The following is a 19191-nucleotide window of genomic DNA, read 5'->3' as shown; positions in this document are numbered from 1 at the left end:
GCGCTCGTGGCCGGAAAGTAACCCACTCGGAAGCGTTTCCCTTCACCGGTTCGAGCGTTGAGTGACTGGGTGACACTGGTCACCATCGGCTCACAGAGAGGTGAAGCGGATGGGTGTGCGCGCGTTCGGGCGTCGGATGGTGGTTCTGCTGGCCGTGACCGGGGCGTTCGCCCTCGCCACGGGCACTGCGGACGCGGCGGTGAAGGAGCCGACCGGCCCGGTCCAGCCGAACATCATCGCGGCGGCGGTGTACTCGGTGCTTCAGCCGGCCATCGCCCCACCGGGGGCGAACGACTGGAACTGCAAGCCCAGCGCGGAGCACCCGAACCCGGTCCTGCTGTCCAACGGCACCACGGCCAACGCCTACGAGAACTGGGCGAACCTGTCGCAGTTGCTGGCCGGCGCCGGCTACTGCGTGTTCGCCGGGAACTTCGGCGGGGTGCCCGGCACCTTCCTGCAGACGATCGGGCCGATCGCGGACACCACCGCCCAGCTCGCGGCCTTCGGGGACCGGGTGCTGGCCGCCACGGGCGCGTCGAAGCTGGACGTGGTGGGCCACTCGCAGGGCGGGATGAACCCGCGCTACTGGATCAAGTACCTCGGCGGCGCCTCGAAGATCGACCGGCTGATCGGCCTCTCCCCGTCGAACTACGGCACCAGCCTGTTCGGCCTGCTCACGGCGGTCAAGGCGATCCCGCCGGTGCGGGACCTGGTCGGCTTCGCCTGCGCCGCGTGCACCGAGCAGACCACCGGCTCGCCGTTCCTGACCGACCTGAACGCCGGTGGCGACACCGTGCCGGGCGTCGACTACACCGTGATCCAGACCCGGTACGACGACGTGGTCACGCCCTACACCAACGCGTTCCTCAAGCCCGCGCCGAACGTGAAGAACATCGTGCTGCAGGACCTCTGCTCACAGGACTTCACCGACCACCTCGGCATCCCTTACGACCCGATCGCGGAGCGGGAGGTGCTCAACGCGCTGGACCCGGCGCACGCCGAGCCCCCGCAGTGCGTGTACGTTCCGCCGGTGGTCGGCTGAAGCCGGGGTTCACCCGGGTGAGTGATGACGGTCGAACGGGCCACATCGCCCTGGTAAAAACGCGAACACTTTCGGCCCGCCCGGGCGGTTGCGGTTGTGCTTCCCGAGCCGTGGATGTCACAGTCGAGGCATGTTATGGCCGGTCCCGGACACCTGGAAGCCGAGTGACGACGCCGAGCTGGTCGCCGGTTGGCGGCTGTGGCTCGAGCTGAGCGACTGCGCCTGGCCCAGCGCGGCCTGGGACGGCACGCCCGCGCACGCGGTCGACCAGTTGCGCGAACTGCTCGACGCGTGCGACGACATCGAGACCAGCTACCGCGACGCGACCGATGAGCCGTCCGAGGAGTTCGTGCGGCTGCTGCAGGCCCTCGTGCTTTGCGCGAGCGCCGTGATCGGGCTCTGGTGGGACGACCACGCGCCGCTGGACTTCGAGCGCTCCCGCACGCTCCACGACGACCTGCGCCGGTTCGCCGGCCACGCCGAGCAGGTCCTCACGCTGCTGGCGCGCCACGGCGGCTGGGCCGAGTTCGACGCGGCCCGCCGCCGCCCCGTCTGAACTCAACGCGGCCGGTACTCGGCGAACTGGCTGAAGAACACCCCCTCGCCCTGCGTCAACGCGGGCAGCGCCTGCTCCAGCTCGGGCACCGAAGCCGCCGGGACGGTCCCGGCCACCGTGGCGGCCGGACCGTGGACGGTGGGCTCGTCCGGTACCGCGCGCAGCTCCACCAGCTTGCGCAGCACCGCGCTCACCGACGCGGTGGGGACCTCGGCCTCGAACGCGTTCACCGGCTCGTGCACCCGGGTCCCGGCCCGGCGCAGCGCCTCTCGCAGGACGAGCTTCGTCATCTCGCGAAAGTCGCCCGCGGTGCTGACCGGTGGGTAGAACCGCGTGTGCGTGAGCGTGACCAGGCAGTCGATCACTTCCCAGCCGCGGGGGCCGTGGCGCAGCGCTTCGTGCACGGTCTCTTCGATCGCCTTGTGGAACGCCAGCGGCAGCGACCCGAGCTCCACGGCCAGCGCGTAGCCGACACCGGAGCCGGGCGCGGCGGGCTCGACCCGCAGCCCGACCGTCGCCCAGAAGTACACCCGCTCGTCCGGCGCCGGGGCCCGCACGGCCGAGCCGGGACCGGTGAGGCGCTCGACGTACAGCGTCCGCGACGGTTCGAACCGCGCCGGGACGCCGAACTCCTCGGCCAGCGTCGAGCCGACGACCTCCTTCTGCACCTCGCCGTAGAGCCGCACGGAAACCTCGGCCCCCCGCCGCCGGAGGCCGATGAACGGGTCCTGTTCGGACAATCGGTCCAACGCCGCGCTGAGCGCCGCGCCCCGGTCCGGGTCCACCGGGCGCACCACCGCCTCCAGGCTGGGTGGCGCGAAGAACCCGCGGGCGGGCAGGTGCTCGGGTGAGCCGAGCTGGTCGCCGATGCGGACGTCCTTCAGCCCCCACACCCGGGCGACGTCGCCGGCCAGCGCCGAGCCCTCGACCGGGACCGCGCCGTGCTCGTAGACCCGCACCGCGGAGGCGCGGGCGGTCAGCTCGGTCACGGTGCCGTCGTTCTCCCTCCGGTAGAAGGGAAATCGCTGCCTCGGCGCCAGTGAGCCGGAGCGCACCCGGGTGTAGGCGATCTTCTCGCCGGCGCGGCCCCGCTCGATCTTGAACACCGTGGCGTCCAACGGCCCGGTGCCTTCGCGGGCGCGGGCCGGGAACAGCTCCCGCACGGCCGTGACGAGTTCGCCGACCCCCGCACCGGTGATCGCCGAGCCGAACAGCACCGGGTGCACGGCGCCCGCCGCGACCTGCCGGGCGAGCGCGTCGCGGTAGTCCTTTTCGGACACTTGGCCGGCCACGTACGCGGCGAGGAAACGGTTGTCGTCGGCCAACGCGTCGGCCAGCCCTTCGCCGAACGGCAGCGGGGAGGGCTCGGCCCGCGCGGTGCCCAGCCCGGAGACGGTGCTGAGCGCGACGCACCGCGGCGAAAGCTTCGCGCGCAGGGCGTCGAGCAGCGGGCCCTCCTGCGCGCCCATCCGGTCGATCTTGTTCACGAACACCAGCACGGGGAGGCCGAGCCGGGTCAGCGTGCGCATCAGCACCCGGGTCTGCGCTTGGACGCCTTCGACGGCCGAGACGACGAGCACGGCGCCGTCGAGCACCCGCAGCGCGCGCTCGACCTCCGCGATGAAGTCGGAGTGCCCGGGGGTGTCGACGAGCGTGACGCGGCGCCCGCCGGCGGTGAACGCCACGACCGCGGAGGAGATGGTGATGCCGCGACGGCGCTCCAGCTCCAGCGAATCGGTCTGGGTGTCGCCGCCGTCGACGCTGCCGAGGTGGCCGATCACGCCCGCTGCGAAGAGCAGGCGCTCGGTCAGGCTGGTCTTACCGGCGTCGACGTGCGCGAGAATTCCGATGGTCAGGTTCTGCATGGGTGACGAGGTCCTCGGGGGGTGCGGTGGACAGGCCGAACTGGGATCGGTCGGACTGTCGGCGCATCGCGGGCTCCTCGTTCTCCACCAGGTTTCGGGCACGGTAGCGCGAACGGCCGGGTGCGTACAGCGAGTTCCCGATCCGACGGCCGGGGACCGCGCGCGCAGGGCCGGCGGTGCCTGTCGGTTTCCTGTCGATCACTCGCTGAAGCCTGGTGATCGCCGATCGGCGCCCTACCGTGGACCCGGTACGTGAACTTTCACCCAAACGGGGAGCTGGAGAACGCCATGTTCGCTCGAGTCAAGGACGTCACGCTGCTGCTGGGCCGGATCGGGGTCGCCGTGGTGTTCTTCGCCCACGGCTGGCAGAAGTGGAACAGCGGGGTCAGTGCCACCGCGACCATGTTCGACCACATCGGCATCCCGCTGCCGACCGTCGCGGCGGTCTTCGTGATCGTCCTGGAGGTGCTCGGCTCGATCGCCTTCGTCGCGGGCTTCCTGCTGCCGCTGATCGCCGTGGGCTACGCCGTGGACATGGCCGGCGCGCTGATTTCGGTGCACGCGCAGAACGGGCTCACCGGCAACGGCGGTTACGAGCTGGTCCTGGTGCTCGGCCTGACCGCCCTCGCGCTGGGGTTCAACGGCGGACGGCTTTCGCTGGACCACGTGCTGTTCTGGCGCAAGCGCGAGGCGCGGATCTCGACGCGGGAGCTCGAGACCGTCTGACGCGCGGCGGGGCCCGATCGACCGGATCGCTCGGCTGGGATGCCCCAGCCGAGCGTTTCGCCGGACCCCGGCCCGCGGGCGCCGCGCGGTTGCGTCGAGCGCCGGCTCAGAGGTCGGCGGTGGTGCGCTCGGCCTCGCGGCGGGCGTCGAGCTTCGCCGGGTCCGCGTTGCTCACCTGGACCAGGTGGGCGCTCGCGGCCAGGGGCACGAGCAGTCCGTCGAGCAGGCCCTCGGGTCCGGACCAGTCCAGTGTGGACAGGACGCGGTCGGCCGAGGTCAGGCCGAGCTTCCCGGCTCGGGTGCGGGCCTCGGCCAGTACCTCGTCCACTGTGGACCCGTCCAGGGCCGGGGTGTCGCCGGGGACGGGGGACAGCGGGCTGAACTGGTCGCCCGAGAGCCGGGCCTCTTCGAGGTAGTCCAGCGCGGAGCCGCCGGGCGGGCGGCCGAGGCCGCGGCCCATCGGGTCGAGCGAGACGACGGCCACCGCGGGCGCGTCCACCGGCTCGTCCGGGCCGGTGAACACCACCCGCGCCCCGGCCGGCTCGGTGACCACGCGGGCCCCGCACCACCAGGCGCCGAGCAGCACTCCGGCGGTCTGCCAGTGCGCGGGCAGGCGCACCGCGACGTCGTCACCCGGCTCCACGTCGAACTCGTCGACCAGCCAGTTCGCCGTTTTCGCGGCCCAGTTCACCGTGGTCGCCACGGACAGCTCGACCCGGCTGCCCAGCCGGTCGTCGTAGTGCGTGATCAGCGGTTTCGCCGGTGACGCCAGGAGCGGGCGCAGCAGCAGCTCGGTGAGGCTCATGACCCCAGGCTAGCCAGCGCCGGGCACCCCCGGCCGGGCGAGTCAGTCGACGCAGGGCACGCCCGGGAGGCCGGAGTCCATGGTCAACGCGGGCGCCCCCGTCCCCGCGCCGCCGCCGGACGGGGTGCCCCGGCCGGCCAGCCCGGCCACGAACGACCGCACCGCGGCCGGATCGACTTCGACGATGCTCTGCCCGTCGGAGCTGCGGCCGTTGGCCGTGACCACCGGGATGGTGGTGAAGTTCAGGTCGCCGGAGGCGAGACCCTTCACCTGCTGGACGAAGGTCAGCAGGTCGAGCCCGTCGTCGACCACGATCGAGCGGTGCAGGGCGTCCATCAGGCGGCTCAGCGTCGACGGGCTGGTCAGCGTGCCCGCCGAGAGCGCCTGGTGCAGCGCGGAGGACAGGAACGCCTGCTGCCGCACGATCCGGTCCAGGTCGCCGCGCGGCAGGTTCTTGCGCTGGCGCACGAAGGACAGCGCCTCACCACCGGAGACGGTCTGGACGCCGCGGCGGAAGTTCGCGCCCGAGTCCTTGTCCGAGGTCGCGTGGTTCAGGCACACCTTGACCCCGCCGAGCGCCTCGGTGAGCAGCGAGAAGCCCAGCAGGTTGACCTCGGCGTAGTGGTCGATCCGGACCTTGGTCAGGTCCTGAACGGTCTGGACCAGCACCCGGCGGCCCTCGCTGTCGGAATCCCGCTCGATCTTCGCCTGGTCCTTTTCGCCCTGCGCGCGCTCTTGGGCGGCGAACGCACCCTTCGCGACGCCGTAGGCCGAGTTGATCTTCGACTGGCCGCGGCCGGGGATGTCGACCCAGCTGTCGCGCGGGATGGAGACGCCCGAAGGCTTGCTGCCGTCCTTCGGGAACCGCAGCAGGATCATCGTGTCGGTGTTGATCCCCGGCTTCTCCTCGGTGCGCAGCGACTTCAGCGTGCTCGTGGGCAGCGGGTGGCCCTGCATGTCGGTGCGGGCGTCGCTGCCGACCAGGAGGATGTCGGTGGCGCCGTCGTCGGCGGGCGGCGCGGGCGGTTCACCGGCGCGCGGGGTCAGCGCGTCGGTGGTGGGCACGTTCTTCTGGACCTGGTCCTTGGTGACGTAGGCGTAGCCGGTGACGCCCAGCGCGAGCACCGAGACCAGCCCGATCGCGATCCGCGAGGTCACCCGTCCGGCACGGCGGCGGCGAGTGACCGCTATCGGCGCGGGATCGGGCGTACGGGGGTGAGGCGAGGGCTTCCAGACCGGCTCTTCATCACTCTGAGTGCCCAGAGGTGACCGTTGGCTCGGCTGCGGCAACTCGACGGGCGGCTTCGGCGTACTCCCGGCCGGTTCGGGCGCACCGCCGGAATCGGCTCCCGGATCGGCGGATTCCGAAGCCGGTTCGGCCTCCGTACCGGCGGATTCCGACGTCGGCCCGGCCTCGCCGGTGCTTTCCGAGCCCGCGGTCTCCGGCCGGTCCTCGTTCTCGTGCACCCCATGCACCTCCCCGGTCGCCACCATAGGGGCGCGCCGGCCCGCCGGACCCGGCCGCCACGCTCAGTGCCCGACTCTAGTCGACGCAGGGCACTCCGCCGCCCGTGATCGGCGGCGCGGGGGGAGCGGCGGGGGTGACCGGGGTCTTGGGGGCGGCCGAGGTGGCGGGGGTGGAACCGGCCGGGGAGCCCGGGGTCAGCTTGCTGCGCAGGTCCCGGCCGAGCAGCAGCCGCACGTGCCCGGCGGCCACATCGGAGTCCGGCTCGGCCTCGACCTCGGTGCCGAGGCCCTGGCGCAGCAGCACGAGCGCGGACTCGTCGGCCGGGTTGTACCGGATCACGCTGCCGGCGCGGGTGGCCAGCTTGGTGTCGTTCGCCAGCTTGAACCCCCGGCCCGACAGCAGGGTGCGGGCCTGGGCGGCGACCCCGGCGCCGCTGCCGTCGAACAGCTCGACGGTGACCGCGTCCGCGCCCGGCAGCAGGGGCGAGCCGGGCTGGTCCGGCGGGGTGTCGCCGTCGGAGGTCAGCCGCTTGACCTCGGCCTGCACCTGGGCCGGGTCGACGCGCAGCACGTCGGCGTCGCCGATCTTCGCGTTGCCCTGGGTGGGGATGGTGTGGAATTCGACGTTGCCGCCGGTCAGCCCGCGCATCTGGTCGGCGAACTCGTTGAGGTCCCAGCCGGCCGAGAGCACCACGGACTTCTTCACCGCGCTGATCAGCTCGGCGAGCTTCACCGGGTTGGCCAGCACCGCGGGGGACAGGACCTTGTTGGCCAGCCCGGAGAGGAACGCCTGCTGGCGGCCGATGCGGCCGAGGTCGCCGCCCTTGAGGTCGTAGCGCTGCCGGACGAACGCCAGCGCCTGCACCCCCTCGATGCTCTGGTGCCCGGCCGGCAGGTCGACGCCGGACTTGGTCTCCTTCACGGCGCTGTTGAGGCACACCTCGATGCCGCCGATGGCGTTGGTGATCTCGTAGAAGCTGGCCAGGTTGACCTCGGCGTACCGGTCGATCATGCCGGGCTTGCCGATGAACTTCTCCAGCGTGGCGATCAGGTTCTGGCGGCCGGCCACCTTCGCCTTCTCGTCGGCGTCCTTGAGGTCGGTGTCGCCCTGGGCCCGCAGCGTCTTGAACTTGTCGTTGTAGGCGTAGACGTAGGCGCTGTTGAGCTTGTGCTTGCCGAAGCCGCCGGTGATGTCGACGTAGGAGTCGCGCGGGAAGGAGAGGGCGACGGCGTGCTCCCCGTTCTGCGGGATGTGCACCAGGATCATCGTGTCGGTCTGGCGCTCGCCGTCGGAGACCCCGGCGTGCAGCAGGTCCAGCACCTCGCGCGGCAGCGGGTTGCCCTCGTTGTCGGTGCGGCTGTCCTGGCCGACCAGCAGGATGTCGATCGCGCCGTCGAGCGGCTTGGCGTGCGGATCGGCCTGGCCGAAGATCTCGGTGGTGGTGAACCCGGTCTGCGGGTCGCCGATGAACTGCCAGCCGTACCAGGTCAGCGCCAGAACGACGATCGACAGCACGGACAGGGCGATCTTCCCGCCGCGCCGGAACGCGAGGAGAACCCCGCCGCCGCGGCGTGACGGCAGGGGAGTCCCAGGCCACTCGGTCATGCGTTCCTCCCCCGGATGAGCCCCCCGCCACCAGCGTGGCTCCGGACGACTCTACCGAGTCTCGAAGGCGGGATCCGTAGGCTGGTGCTTTCCTTGCCCGGTCGGGCAGGACAGACGGGCAGGAAGGGTGCAGACATGCGGGTACTGGTCACCGGCGGTGCCGGCTTCATCGGATCGCACTACGTGCGGCAGGTGCTGACGGGGGCCTACCCGACGCTGGGTGACGCCGAGGTGGTTGTGCTGGACAAGCTCACCTACGCGGGCAACCGGGCGAACCTGGACCCGGTGGCCGCGGACCGGCGGCTTCGCTTCGCCGAGGGCGACATCGGTGACGCGGCCCTGGTCGCCGAGCTGATGCGCGGGGTGGACCTGGTGGTGCACTTCGCCGCGGAGTCGCATGTGGACCGCTCCATCCTCGGCTCGGCCGACTTCGTGCTGACCAACGTGCTCGGCACCCAGACCCTGCTGCAGGCGGCGCTGGAGGCCGGGGTCGGCAAGTTCGTGCACGTGTCCACCGACGAGGTGTACGGGTCCATCGCGGACGGTTCGTGGTCGGAAGAGCACCTGCTGGAGCCGAATTCGCCGTACTCGGCGTCGAAGGCGTCCTCGGACCTGATCGCGCGCGCGTTCTTCCGCACCCACGGGCTGCCGGTCTGCGTCACGCGGTGCTCGAACAACTACGGGCCGTACCAGTTCCCGGAGAAGGTGATCCCGCTGTTCGTCACGAACCTGCTCGACGGCCGCAAGGTGCCGCTCTACGGCGACGGGCTCAACGTCCGTGACTGGCTGCACGTGGACGACCACTGCCACGGCATCCAGCTCGTCGCCGACGGCGGCCGGGCCGGGGAGATCTACAACATCGGCGGCGGCACCGAGCTGACCAACCGCGAGCTGACCGGCCGGCTGCTCGACGCGGCCGGCGTGGGCTGGGAGATGGTCGAGCCGGTGGCCGACCGCAAGGGCCACGACCGGCGCTACTCGGTGGACATCACCAAGATCGCCGGCGAGCTCGGTTACGCTCCGCGGGTGTCCTTCGAGGACGGTCTGGCCGGTACGGTGCGCTGGTACGCGGACAACCGCGCGTGGTGGGAGCCGCTGAAGGCCCGCGCCGCGCTGTAGATCCAGTTGGGAGGTGAGCGGTGCGGCTCGCTCTGCTCGTGCCCGGGGGTTCCGGCCAGCTCGGCCGGGACCTGGCGGCGAAGGCCGGTCCGGACGTGGAGGTGCTCGCGCCGTCTTCGGCCGAGCTGAACCTGACTTCGGCGGGCGACGTGCTGTCCGCGGTGGGCGCGCTGGCCACGCGGGCCGCGGCCTCGGGCGCCTTCCCGGTGGTGCTGAACGCGGCGGCCTACACCGCGGTGGACGCCGCGGAGACCGACGAGAGCCGCGCGTTCGCCGTGAACGCGGACGGCCCCCGGGTCCTGGCGGCGGCGTGCGCCTCCCGTCGCGTGCCGCTGGTGCACGTGTCGACGGACTACGTGTTCCCCGGCGACTCCTCGCGCCCGTACGAAGTCACCGACCCGCTGGGTCCGCGCACGGCCTACGGCCGGACGAAGGCGGCGGGCGAGGACGCGGTGCTGGGCTCCGGCGCGCGGGCGTGGGTGGTGCGCACGAGCTGGGTGTACGGGCATTCCGGGAAGAACTTCGTCAAGACCATGGCCCGCCTGGAGCGGGAGCGGGACACGCTGTCCGTTGTGGACGATCAGATCGGCTCGCCCACCTGGTCGGCCGATCTGGCCACGGGATTGGTCGAGCTGGCCGGGTCACTGGCGCAGGACCGGGGACCGGCGTCTCCGGTGCTGCACTGCTCGGGGGCGGGGGAGGTGTCGTGGTGCGGGTTCGCCCAGGCGATCTTCGCCGAGCTGGGGGCCGATCCGGGGCGGGTCCGGCCGTGCGCGACGGCGGACTACCCGCTCCCGGCGCCCCGGCCGGCCTATTCGGTGCTGTCCGACGCGGCTTGGCGTGCGGCCGGGTTGACCCCGCTGCGCCACTGGGAGGACGCCTTGAAGGCGTACTTCGCGGCCTCGGCCTAACGCTCGACGGCCTTCCGGTAGGCCGCCACGGTCGAATCCGCGCACTTGCGCCAGGTGAAGTTGGCCGCGTGCGCGCGGCGGGCGGTGGAGGTCGCGGTCGCGTGCGGGTCGCTGACCGCGGCGCGCAGGGCCTCGGCCAAGGCGTCCACGTCGTCGTAGGGCACCAGCGTGGCGCAGTCGCCCGCCACCTCGCGCAGGGCGGGGATGTCGGTGCACACGACCGGCACGTCCGAGGCCATGGCCTCCAGCACCGGCAGCCCGAAACCCTCGTCGCGAGAGGGCAGGACCACCGCCGCCGCCCCGGCCACGACCGTGCGCAGGTCCACATCGGACAGGTAACCGGTCTGGCCGGAGCGGGGCAGCCGTTCGAACGGGCCCGGGCCGGCGAAGACCAGCGGGGGCAGATCGGGGGCCGAGGCGTGGGCGCGGGCCAGCCAGTCCAGGCCCTTGCGCGGTCCGGCGGCCCCGGCGAACAGCAGGTACCGGTCCGGCAGGCGGAGCTTGGCGCGGCGGCCGTCGTCCGGGGGCCGGGCGGTGAACCAGGCCGGGTTGACGCCCAGCGGCGTCACCACGACCTTCGCCCGGTCCACGTCCAGGCGGGCGGCCACGGCGTCGGCGACGGCGGCGGTCGGGGTGCAGATCACGTTCGCGCGGCGGGCGCCGCGGCGCACCAGCTCGGGCAGGTCGCGGTCGGACGGCGCCAGCTCGCCCGGCGCGTCCAGGAACGCCAGGTCGTGGATGGTCAGCACGCCCGCGGCGCGGGCCCGGCCGGGCAGCACGAAGTTGGTCCCGTGGACCACGTCGGCCGAGCCGGCGAACAGCTCCACCGGCGGCAGCTCCGAGCGCAGCCAGCACTGGCGCAGCAGCCGCGCGGACACCGGCATCCCGCGCGCTTGCACGCCGTGGGGCAGCACGTGACGCAGCTTCCGCCAGCCGCGCAAGGTGAAGGCCACCGCGCGCGGGTCCACATCGGACATCGACGCCAGCTCCTCGCTGAGCGCCGCGGTGTAGCGGCCGATGCCGGTCCGGGAGCCGAGCAGGGGGGTGCCGTCGAGCAGCACCCGCAGGGCGCGCTCAGCCACGGCGCAGCCGTTGGCGTGCGACCTTCACCACCCGCCCGCCGACGCGCCGCGCCAGCTCCGACGGCCCGCCCGCGGTCAGGTACTCCCGCACCAGCTCGACGTCCCGGCGCACCAGCTCGCGCCCGCGCACCGCCGGTGTGGTGGTCAGGTCCGCGGAGCCGGGCAGCCGGTCGGCGGCCGGGCGCGGATCGCGGCAGAACTCCACCAGCGGTTTCAGCGCTTCCGGCCACGCGTACCGCTGCGCGACCCCCTCGATGCGCGAGACGCAGCCGGCCGCGAACTCCTCGTCGTACAGCGATTTCTCCAGCGCCGCGGCCAGCGCGGCGGGGTCCTCGGCCGGCACCACGACCCCGAGCCGCTCGGCCCGCACCAGGTCGGCGAACGAGTCCCCGTCGGTGGTGACGATGGGCAGGCCCGCCCACAGGTAGTCCAGCACCCGCGTGCGGAAGGCGAAGGTGGTCTCCACGTGCTCGTAGTGCGTGGTGACGCCGGCGTTCGCGTCCAGCAGCCAGTTCTGCCGGTCGGTGTAGGGCACCCACTGCTCGTTGAAGAACACGTGCTTGTCGGTCAGGCCCAGCGAATCGGCCAGCCGCACCGTCCGCGCGCCGATGTCCATCTCGGTGACCTCGGGGTTCGGGTGCTTCATGCCGAGGAACACCAGCCGGGCGTCGTCGCGGCGCTCGCGCAGCAGGTCGAACGCGCGGATCAGGGTGAGCGGGTCGAACCAGCTGTACACCCCGCCCGCCCACAGCACCACGCGGTCGGACCCGCCGAGGCCGAGCGCGGCGCGCAGGCCCGGCCCGGTCCGCACCGGCGCCTGCGGCGACAGCCCGAACGGGACCACCGCGAGCAGCGAATGCGTGGTGGGGTCCGCGTCGTAGAGCCGCGGGGAGAGCCGGCCCAGCGCGGCCAGGTGGCCGAGCCAGAAGTGCCGCTGCCGCTCCGAGGCGCACAGGAAGAAGTCCGCGCGCAGCAACTGCGCGTCCAGCACCTTCGTGACCCCGGCGAGATCCAGCGAGCGCTGGTCGTCGGCCACGCCCTTGCCCTGCTCCAGCAGCTCCAGGTGCATCGGGTCGTAGACGTCGGCGACCACGATCTTGTGCTCGTGCCGCTTCTTCAGCGAAGGCGCCAGCTCCAGCACGTGGCCCTGCAGGATCACCACGTCGGCCCAGTCGATCGGCGCGTCCAGGTCGCGGTGCTTGCCGGAGCTGACCCGGAAGGCCGCGGGCGGCGGCGAGACCAGCGGGTTCGTCGTGACCAGGTGCACCTCGTGCTCGGCGGCCAGCGTCGAGGCGATGTTCCAGGCCCGGATCGCCGGCCCGGCCATCCGCTCGGTGATCGAATCGCCGGTCAGCACGAGGATCTTGCGCCGGTGCCCGAACCCGGCCTCAAGGCCGAACGCCTCGACCAGGATCTCGTGCGCGCGCAGGTAGTCCGGCAGCGGGTACGCGGGCTCCAAAGCCTTGCGCAGCAAGGGAAGCAGATCGGCGTCGGTGCGCACCCGCGCGGCCTGCTCGACGGCGCGCGATGCGGCCAGCGAAGGCATCAGCTCCACGAACCGGTCGATGGCCAGCACCCCGGCCAGCGTGGTCCGCGGCACCGCGACGTCGTCGGTCTCGACCGGGCCGACCCCTTTTTCCAGGTCCAGCTGGTCCGGGTCCAGCCCGCCGCGCGCGGTCGCGCGGCGGACGGCCAGCGCGAGCGCGGCGGGCAGCGCCCGGGCCAGCGACTCGCCGGAGAGGTTCTTGTACAGCGCGGCCAGCGCGTTGCGCTCCAGCAGGAAGGTCTCGCGCCCGGTCTCCGGCGCGTCGACCGCCGACATGGTGCCGTGGTGGCGGTGGAAGGCCAGCGACTCCGGCAGGTAGCGCACCCGCCAGCCGCGCAGGTTCAGCCGCCAGCCGAGGTCGACGTCCTCGTAGAACATGAAGAACCGCTCGTCGAACCCGCCCAGCTCGGCGAACACCGCGGTGCGCACGAACATCGCCGAACCGGTGCCGAACAGCACGTCCTTGGCCTGCTCGTGCTCGGCCGCGGGGACCTCGGCCACCGGGCTCCCGGCGTGCCGCTTGTAGCCCATGCCGAACCAGGTCAGGCCCGCGTCGACGAAGTCGGCGCCGGTGCCCTCCCAGTCGAGCACCTTGCTGGCCACCGCGGCCACCGCCGGCTGCGCCCGCAACTCGGCCACGGCGGCGGAGACCCAGCGCGGCGCCGGGCGGGCGTCGTTGTTGAGGAAGCCGAGCACGGTGCCTTCGGCGTGCTTCGCGCCGAGGTTGCACCCCCCGGCGAACCCGGTGTTCACCGGCGACTCGACCAGCTTCACGGCCGGGACCGCGGCCCGGATGCGGGCGACGTCGTCCTCGCCCGAGGCGTTGTCGACGCAGATCAGCTCGACGTTCTCGTAGTCCAGCCCGGTACCGAGCGTCCGCAGGCAGGTGATCGTGTCCTCGGCGCCGCGGTAGTTCACCACGATCACCGAGACGAGCGGCTGTGGGTCCCCCTGCGTCAAGACGAGCTCCTGTCCGTGGTGTCGGGCTCGGCCCAGCTTAAGGGCGAGCCCATGCCTCCCAGATCGCGCCTCGGCCGAGTGCCGCGATCCGGGTGACGCGCCGCCGCGCCCGCAGCGTCGCCGGGAGCCGCGCGGCGACCTCGGCGAGCACCCGAGCCCGCAGCCGTGGGTCGAAGTTCGCCGGCCTCGGCCCGCCGGTCCGGCGCAGCGGCAGCACCGCCGTGAGCGCGGCGAACCGGGCCAGCTCCCGCACCGCGACCCCGGCCGGGGCACAGCGCAGCAGCATGAGCAGCCGGTTGCGCTCGTTCCAGCGGTGGAACCGCCGTGAGCCCGGTTCGGTGCTGGCGCCGTGCCGGTGCCGGACGCGGGCCCGGCCGGCCGCGACGACGTGCCAGCCCGCCAGCCGCAGCCGCCAAGCGGTATCGGTGTCTTCGTAGTAGCAGAAGAAGCCGGCCGGGACGCCCCCGACGGCGCGCACGGCGTCGGTGCGCAGCAGCGCGGCGCCACCGCAGAAGCCGAAGACCTCGTCGGCGGGCTCGGTGAGGTCGGCGCCGTGGCCGTCGGCGGTCAGGCGGACGCCGGTGGACTGCGTGGTGCCGTCGGCCAGCTCCAGCCGCGAGGTGACGGCCGCGGCCAGCGGCTGCTCGCCGAGGGTGTCCTCCAGCTCGGCGAGCCAGCCGGGGTCGGGCGCGGCGTCGTCGTTCAGCCAGGCCATCAGCGGGGTCTCGACCTGCTCCAGCGCCGTCGCCATCGCCCCCGCGTAACCGGTGTTGCGGCGCAGCCGGAGGACCCGCGGCCGTGACGGGTGCGCGGCCAGCAGGGCGGCCGTGCCGTCGCCGGAGGCGTTGTCCACCACCAGCGTCCGATGTGGACGGCTCTGGGCGGCGAGGGCGTCGAGGCAGGCGGTGACGTGGGCCGCCCCCCGCCAGGTGACCACGACGACGGTGGTGCTGGCCTGGGTGCTGGTCACCTGGGTGAGAATAGCGGCGTGCCCGAACTGGTAGTGCTCGCCGAGCAGCTGCTCGCCCCCGTCCCGGGTGGTACGGGGCGCTACACCGCCGAACTGCTCCCCGCGCTGGCGCGCACCGCGCCGCCGGGGTGGACGGTGTCCAGCGTGGTCGCGCGCCACGCCGACGTCACCGCCGCCCGGGTCGAGGGCATCGAAGGCCCGCGCGTGCTGAAGCTGCCGCCCCGCGGGCTGATCGGTCTCTGGCAGCTCGGCGCGCCGTGGTGGCCGGGTGGTGACGCCGTGCACGCGCCCACGCCGTTCGCCCCGCCGCGCGCGCCCGCCGGGCGGACCCTCACCGTGACCGTGCACGACACCGTGCCCTGGACCCACCCGGAGACACTCACCGCGCGCGGCGTCAGCTGGCACCGGTCGATGATCGCTCGCGCGGCGCGGCGCTCGTCCGGGCTGATCGTGCCGACCCGGGCGGTCGCGGACGAGCTGGCGGTCCTGGTGGAGGTGACCGTGCCGGTGCGCGTGGTGGCGCACGGGGTGACCACGCCGCCCGGACCGGCGCCGCTGGACCTGCCGGAGCGGTACGTGCTGGCGGTCGGCACGATCGAGCCGCGCAAGGGCGTGGACGTGCTGGTGGACGCGGTCGCCCAGCTCGACGGCGTGGCGCTGGTGATCGCCGGCCAGCCCGGCTGGGGCGGGATCGACCCGGTGCGGCTGGCCGCCGACCGCGGACTGCCCGACGTGCGGGTGCTGGGCAAGGTGACCGACGCGGAGCTGGTCACGGCGCTGCGCGGGGCGCGCGTACTGGCCGTGCCGAGCCTGGCCGAGGGCTTCGGGCTGCCGCTGCTGGAGGCGATGGCCGCGGGCGTCCCGGTGGTGCACACCGACGTGCCGGCCCTGGTCGAGGTCGCGGGCGGCGCGGGCGTGGTGGTCCCGCGCGGGGACGCCCCGGCGCTGGCCGCCGGTCTGCGCTCGGTGCTGGCGTCCCCGGCGCGGGCGGCGGAACTGGCGCGGCTGGGCCGGGAGCGGGCCCGCGCGTTCACCTGGCGGGCCGCCGCCGAGGGCGTGTGGGCGGCGCACCGGCGGCGGTCCTGACCGCGTCCGGTGGGCGTTGCGGTCGGCCCTGACCAGCCGTGACCGCCGGGCCCGGGCGTAGTTCGTCGGTTCCTCACCAGCGCCGGTCGTCACCGCCGTACTCTGCTCACGTGACCGGTGACCCCCGAGTGCTGATCGACGCGACCGCGGTGCCCGCGGACCGGGGTGGCGTCGGCCGGTACGTGGACTCGCTCGTCGCGGCCCTCGACCAGGACGGCACCCCGCTCACGGTGGTCTGCCAGCCGCGGGACCTGCTGCTGTACGACCGGCTCGCGCCGAACGCGCGCGTGGTGCCCGCGTCCCCTTCGACCTCGACCCGCACGGCCCGCCTGACCTGGGAGCAGGCGACCCTGCCGAGGCTGGTGCGCAAGCTCGCCGCGGACGTCGTCCACTCGCCGCACTACACGATGCCGCTGGCCAGCGGAGCCGCCTCGGTGGTCACGCTGCACGACGCGACGTTCTTCACCGACGCCGTGCTGCACTCGTCGGTGAAGGCCCGCTTCTTCCGCGCGTGGACCTCGACCGCCCTGCGCCGCGCGACCACGTGCGTCGTCCCGAGCCAGGCCACGGCCGACGAGCTGGCCCGGGTGAGCCCGGTGCGGCACGCCGGGCTGGAGATCATCCACCACGGCGTGGACACCGAGCGCTTCCACCCGCCCTCCCCGGCCGAGATCGCGGCGGCCCGCTCGGCGATGGGCATCGGACCGACGCCCTACATCGCGTTCCTCGGGGCGCTGGAGCCGCGCAAGAACGTGCCGGCGCTGATCCGCGGCTACGCCCGCGCCGTCACCGGCCGCCCCGACGCGCCCGCCCTGGTGCTCGCCGGGCAGCCGGGCTGGGACACGCAGGTGGAGCGCGCCCTGGACGGCGTGCCCCACCGCCTGCGCGTGATCCGCGCGGGCTACCTCCCGTTCGCCACCCTGGCGGGCTTCCTGGGCGGTTCGGAGCTGGTGGCCTACCCGAGCCTGGGCGAGGGCTTCGGCCTCCCGGTCCTGGAGGCGATGGCCTGCGGCGCCCCCGTGCTGACCACCCGCCGCCTCTCCCTGCCCGAAGTCGGCGGCGACGCGGTGGCCTACTGCGGCGTCGGGGCCGGCGACGTGGCCGCGGCGATCACGGAACTGCTCGGCGACGCCTCCCGGCGCGCGGAACTGGCGGCGGCGGCGCAACGGCGGGCGAAGGAGTTCTCCTGGGCCACCTCCGCCGAGCGGCACCGGGAGGCGTACGGCCGGGCTTGGACGCGGCACCTGCGGGGCCGGTGAGGGGCGGCTTCGTTACAAAACGTGCTAAGCTCCTGGCGCGAGGTCCCGGTGGGGCCGAGTATGAAAGCCTGTGATGCGTCCGGACGGTCGTCTCACAGGCTTTTCGCTTGTCAGCGGAGTCGCTCTTACAGCCGGATGTGTTCCTCTACGAGGCAGGCCGAGCGCCGGGCCCAGTCGCCGCCGGCCCCGAAACACCACGCGACGGCGTCCGAGATCCAGAGCAGCGGCTCCAGCGTCGAGTCGAGGTGTTCGTAGGTCAGCTCACTCTTCGACGGCGACGACCCGAACGAGCGCTGGAGCGTCCGGCGGTCGTGTTCGTCGCGCTCGTTGCGGGTGTCGAGCACCAGGCGCCGCGCGCTGACCGCGAACAGGTCTTCGATCGCCTGGGCAAGGCAGCTCTGCCGAGCGGCCTCTTCGGTCTTGGGCAGGCACGAAGCCGTGTAGACCCGCGTGGTGACGGGCATCTTGCCCATGCGATCGATGAGCTGTCTTCGACGGGGTTCTTTCTCCTTCTTGAAGTGGAGCTCTCGCGCACCGCGCAGCAGGAGGCTCGAGAGGACGCGTCGGGTCGATGCCAGGTGGGCAGGTTCCACCAGCGTCAGGCACAGCAAGAACTGCCGATTGCGGGCCGACTCGTCGACGAAGGCGTGCACAGTCACCAAAGCATTCTGGCGTGCTTTCGATCACCCTGTGTAGGCGGGTTGATCCGTCTACGTCGCCGTCGGTGACCGGTGGACAATGGGGCGGTGACTGAGCACCCCAGCTACGGCGACGGGCTCGCCGTCGTGACCGTGACGTACTTCCCCGGTGAGACCCTCGAGAAGTTCCTCGACACGCTCGAAAAGGCGACCGACCGCGAGGTCAAGGTCGTCGTCGCCGACAACGCGTCCACCGATGGGGCGCCGGAGCAGGCGGCGGAGCGCGAGAACGTGCAGCTGGTCAGCATCGGTGAGAACGCCGGGTACGGCACGGCCGCCAACCGGGGCGTCGCGGCGCTCGACGACAGCTACGGCTGGATCGTCGTGGTCAACCCGGACCTGGAGTGGGAGCCCGGCTCCCTCGACGCGCTGCTGGAGGCCGCGCGGCGGTGGCCGCGCGGGGGCGCGTTCGGGCCGCTCATCCACGACCTCGACGGCACCGTCTACCCGTCGGCGCGGCTGCTGCCCTCGTTCGGCCGCGGGATCGGGCACGCCGTGTTCGCGAAGCTCTGGCCCGCCAACCCCTGGACCCGCCAGTACCGCCAGGAGACCGGCACCCCGGTCGAGCGCACCTCCGGCTGGCTGTCCGGCTCCTGCCAGCTCTTCCGGCGCGAGGCGTTCGACTCCGTCGGCGGCTTCGACCCGCGCTACTTCATGTACTTCGAGGACGTCGACCTCGGCGACCGCCTGGCCAAGGCCGGTTGGCTGAACGTCTACGCGCCCTCGTCCAGCGTGATGCACATCGGCGGCCATTCCACGGCGCGCGCTTCGGCGAAGATGCTTCGCGCGCACCACGCCAGCGCCTACCGCTACCTCGCCGACCGGCACCAGGGACTGCGCTGGAAGCCGGTGCTGGCCGCGGTCAAGCTGGGGCTGAGCCTGCGCGTGAAGCTGGCGACCCGCAAGGGCTGACCCGCCTCCGGCTAAGTCGGGCGGCCCCGGTGCTCACCGGGGCCGCCCGACCTCGACCGACCTGGGGTTGCCGCTGCTCACAGCCCGTCGAGACGGCGGGACAGGTTCGACGGGCCGTTGTTCTGCTTGACCGTGGGCACCAGACCGCCCAGCTCCTCCTCGGCCGGCTCGCGCAGCGGGCTCGGGACCGGCTTGGCCTGGGGCCGCGGCTTCAGCGGCGTGGTGACCTGGTTCGCGGCCACCGGCTGCGGAGTGGTGACCGGCTCGGCCGGACCGCCCGGCAACTCCAGCGGGGTGGTCGGGTTGTAGCCCGCCAGCGGGTGGTCGTTCTCCTCGATCAGCGAGGCCGGCAACTGCGTCGTCGTGTCCGGGTCCTGCTGGTCCAGCCCGGCGACCACGGCTCTGGCGATCTGCTGGGTGTTGGAGGCGTCCATCGGTGACGTCATGTTGTCCGGCGTCACCACGAAGGCGCCGCGGGAACGAGCGCGTGCGAGCAAGGCGTCCGCGCGATCGCGGGGGTCCATCCCCTCGGCCTCCCGACTGACCCGGGGCCCTCTGGGGAAAGGCCCACCTGTTTCCTG

The 19191-nt window shown here is 73.0% G+C and carries 17 protein-coding genes; 8 read left to right on the top strand and 9 right to left on the bottom strand.

Annotation, left to right across the window (positions count from 1 at the left end; genetic code table 11):
- Window positions 1–109: 109 nt before the first annotated feature.
- On the top strand, window positions 110–1042 hold the full coding sequence (locus NYF13_RS00905; protein WP_315653559.1) for an alpha/beta fold hydrolase: 933 nt from the start codon (window positions 110–112) through the stop codon (window positions 1040–1042).
- 130 nt (window positions 1043–1172) lie between these two features.
- A complete protein-coding gene (locus NYF13_RS00900) occupies window positions 1173–1598 on the top strand; it encodes a hypothetical protein (protein ID WP_315653558.1) in 426 nt (141 codons plus the stop codon).
- 2 nt (window positions 1599–1600) lie between these two features.
- Here the strand turns inward: NYF13_RS00900 and NYF13_RS00895 are convergent, their stop codons facing one another.
- The gene (locus NYF13_RS00895; protein ID WP_315653557.1) at window positions 1601–3463 is read right to left on the bottom strand and encodes a TetM/TetW/TetO/TetS family tetracycline resistance ribosomal protection protein; all 1863 of its coding nucleotides are present in this window, start codon (window positions 3461–3463) and stop codon (window positions 1601–1603) included.
- 288 nt (window positions 3464–3751) lie between these two features.
- Between NYF13_RS00895 and NYF13_RS00890 the strand changes: the two genes are divergently transcribed.
- The gene (locus NYF13_RS00890) at window positions 3752–4189 is read left to right on the top strand and encodes a DoxX family protein (RefSeq protein WP_315653556.1); all 438 of its coding nucleotides are present in this window, start codon (window positions 3752–3754) and stop codon (window positions 4187–4189) included.
- 106 nt (window positions 4190–4295) lie between these two features.
- Here NYF13_RS00890 and NYF13_RS00885 read toward each other — a convergent pair whose 3' ends face one another.
- From NYF13_RS00885 to NYF13_RS00875, 3 genes are all read right to left on the bottom strand, one after another.
- Window positions 4296–4994 (bottom strand): TIGR03089 family protein, encoded by a 699-nt coding sequence (locus tag NYF13_RS00885; protein WP_315653555.1) that lies wholly within the window; start codon window positions 4992–4994, stop codon window positions 4296–4298.
- A gap of 42 nt (window positions 4995–5036) precedes the next feature.
- Complete coding sequence (locus NYF13_RS00880) at window positions 5037–6284, bottom strand: LCP family protein (RefSeq protein WP_396287205.1); 1248 nt, start codon at window positions 6282–6284, stop codon at window positions 5037–5039.
- A gap of 253 nt (window positions 6285–6537) precedes the next feature.
- Window positions 6538–8067, bottom strand: coding sequence for an LCP family protein (locus tag NYF13_RS00875; RefSeq protein ID WP_315653554.1), 1530 nt, complete (start codon window positions 8065–8067; stop codon window positions 6538–6540).
- 135 nt (window positions 8068–8202) lie between these two features.
- On the opposite strand from NYF13_RS00875, the gene rfbB reads away from it, so the two are divergent.
- Both rfbB and rfbD read left to right on the top strand, forming a co-directional pair.
- Window positions 8203–9186 (top strand): dTDP-glucose 4,6-dehydratase, encoded by a 984-nt coding sequence (gene rfbB / locus NYF13_RS00870; protein WP_315653553.1) that lies wholly within the window; start codon window positions 8203–8205, stop codon window positions 9184–9186.
- 20 nt (window positions 9187–9206) lie between these two features.
- Window positions 9207–10097: a dTDP-4-dehydrorhamnose reductase gene (gene rfbD, locus NYF13_RS00865; protein WP_315653552.1), complete on the top strand. Its 891-nt coding sequence runs from the start codon at window positions 9207–9209 to the stop codon at window positions 10095–10097.
- On the opposite strand, the gene NYF13_RS00860 is transcribed toward rfbD, so the two are convergent.
- From NYF13_RS00860 to NYF13_RS00850, 3 genes are read right to left on the bottom strand one after another with little or no spacing between them, the layout of a single operon-like run.
- Window positions 10094–11179, bottom strand: a complete 1086-nt coding sequence (locus NYF13_RS00860) for a glycosyltransferase family 1 protein (protein WP_315653551.1) — start codon at window positions 11177–11179, stop codon at window positions 10094–10096. The genes rfbD and NYF13_RS00860 overlap by 4 nt on opposite strands.
- Window positions 11172–13685 carry a glycosyltransferase gene (locus tag NYF13_RS00855; protein WP_315653550.1) on the bottom strand — a complete coding sequence of 838 codons (2514 nt, stop codon included), beginning with the start codon at window positions 13683–13685 and terminating at the stop codon, window positions 11172–11174. The genes NYF13_RS00860 and NYF13_RS00855 overlap by 8 nt, the downstream gene beginning before the upstream one ends.
- Window positions 13686–13722: 37 nt before the next feature.
- The gene (locus tag NYF13_RS00850; protein WP_315653549.1) at window positions 13723–14655 is read right to left on the bottom strand and encodes a glycosyltransferase family 2 protein; all 933 of its coding nucleotides are present in this window, start codon (window positions 14653–14655) and stop codon (window positions 13723–13725) included.
- Between the two features lie 18 nt (window positions 14656–14673).
- On the opposite strand from NYF13_RS00850, the gene NYF13_RS00845 reads away from it, so the two are divergent.
- Both NYF13_RS00845 and NYF13_RS00840 read left to right on the top strand, forming a co-directional pair.
- Window positions 14674–15741 carry a glycosyltransferase family 1 protein gene (locus tag NYF13_RS00845; RefSeq protein WP_315653548.1) on the top strand — a complete coding sequence of 356 codons (1068 nt, stop codon included), beginning with the start codon at window positions 14674–14676 and terminating at the stop codon, window positions 15739–15741.
- A gap of 128 nt (window positions 15742–15869) precedes the next feature.
- Window positions 15870–17000, top strand: coding sequence for a glycosyltransferase family 1 protein (locus tag NYF13_RS00840; protein WP_315657119.1), 1131 nt, complete (start codon window positions 15870–15872; stop codon window positions 16998–17000).
- Between the two features lie 125 nt (window positions 17001–17125).
- On the opposite strand, the gene NYF13_RS00835 is transcribed toward NYF13_RS00840, so the two are convergent.
- Window positions 17126–17659: a hypothetical protein gene (locus NYF13_RS00835; RefSeq protein ID WP_315653547.1), complete on the bottom strand. Its 534-nt coding sequence runs from the start codon at window positions 17657–17659 to the stop codon at window positions 17126–17128.
- 87 nt (window positions 17660–17746) lie between these two features.
- On the opposite strand from NYF13_RS00835, the gene NYF13_RS00830 reads away from it, so the two are divergent.
- Window positions 17747–18610, top strand: coding sequence for a glycosyltransferase family 2 protein (locus tag NYF13_RS00830; RefSeq protein WP_315653546.1), 864 nt, complete (start codon window positions 17747–17749; stop codon window positions 18608–18610).
- 77 nt (window positions 18611–18687) lie between these two features.
- On the opposite strand, the gene NYF13_RS00825 is transcribed toward NYF13_RS00830, so the two are convergent.
- The gene (locus NYF13_RS00825) at window positions 18688–19134 is read right to left on the bottom strand and encodes a hypothetical protein (RefSeq protein ID WP_315653545.1); all 447 of its coding nucleotides are present in this window, start codon (window positions 19132–19134) and stop codon (window positions 18688–18690) included.
- Window positions 19135–19191 lie beyond the last annotated feature (57 nt).

The organism is Amycolatopsis sp. PS_44_ISF1, assembly GCF_032335455.1.
Classification (GTDB): domain Bacteria; phylum Actinomycetota; class Actinomycetes; order Mycobacteriales; family Pseudonocardiaceae; genus Amycolatopsis.
Note: the sequence above shows the minus strand (reverse complement) of the source record. Positions and strands in the feature narration are given on the sequence as shown.

Excerpts from the sequence above, each read along its gene's own strand:
- NYF13_RS00905 (WP_315653559.1), top strand. The coding sequence starts at position 110 with ATGGGTGTGCGCGCGTTCGGGCGTCGGATGGTGGTTCTGCTGGCCGTG.
- NYF13_RS00900 (WP_315653558.1), top strand. The coding sequence starts at position 1,173 with ATGTTATGGCCGGTCCCGGACACCTGGAAGCCGAGTGACGACGCCGAG.
- NYF13_RS00895 (WP_315653557.1), bottom strand. The coding sequence starts at position 3,463 with ATGCAGAACCTGACCATCGGAATTCTCGCGCACGTCGACGCCGGTAAG.
- NYF13_RS00890 (WP_315653556.1), top strand. The coding sequence starts at position 3,752 with ATGTTCGCTCGAGTCAAGGACGTCACGCTGCTGCTGGGCCGGATCGGG.
- NYF13_RS00885 (WP_315653555.1), bottom strand. The coding sequence starts at position 4,994 with ATGAGCCTCACCGAGCTGCTGCTGCGCCCGCTCCTGGCGTCACCGGCG.
- NYF13_RS00875 (WP_315653554.1), bottom strand. The coding sequence starts at position 8,067 with ATGACCGAGTGGCCTGGGACTCCCCTGCCGTCACGCCGCGGCGGCGGG.
- rfbB (WP_315653553.1), top strand. The coding sequence starts at position 8,203 with ATGCGGGTACTGGTCACCGGCGGTGCCGGCTTCATCGGATCGCACTAC.
- NYF13_RS00825 (WP_315653545.1), bottom strand. The coding sequence starts at position 19,134 with ATGGACCCCCGCGATCGCGCGGACGCCTTGCTCGCACGCGCTCGTTCC.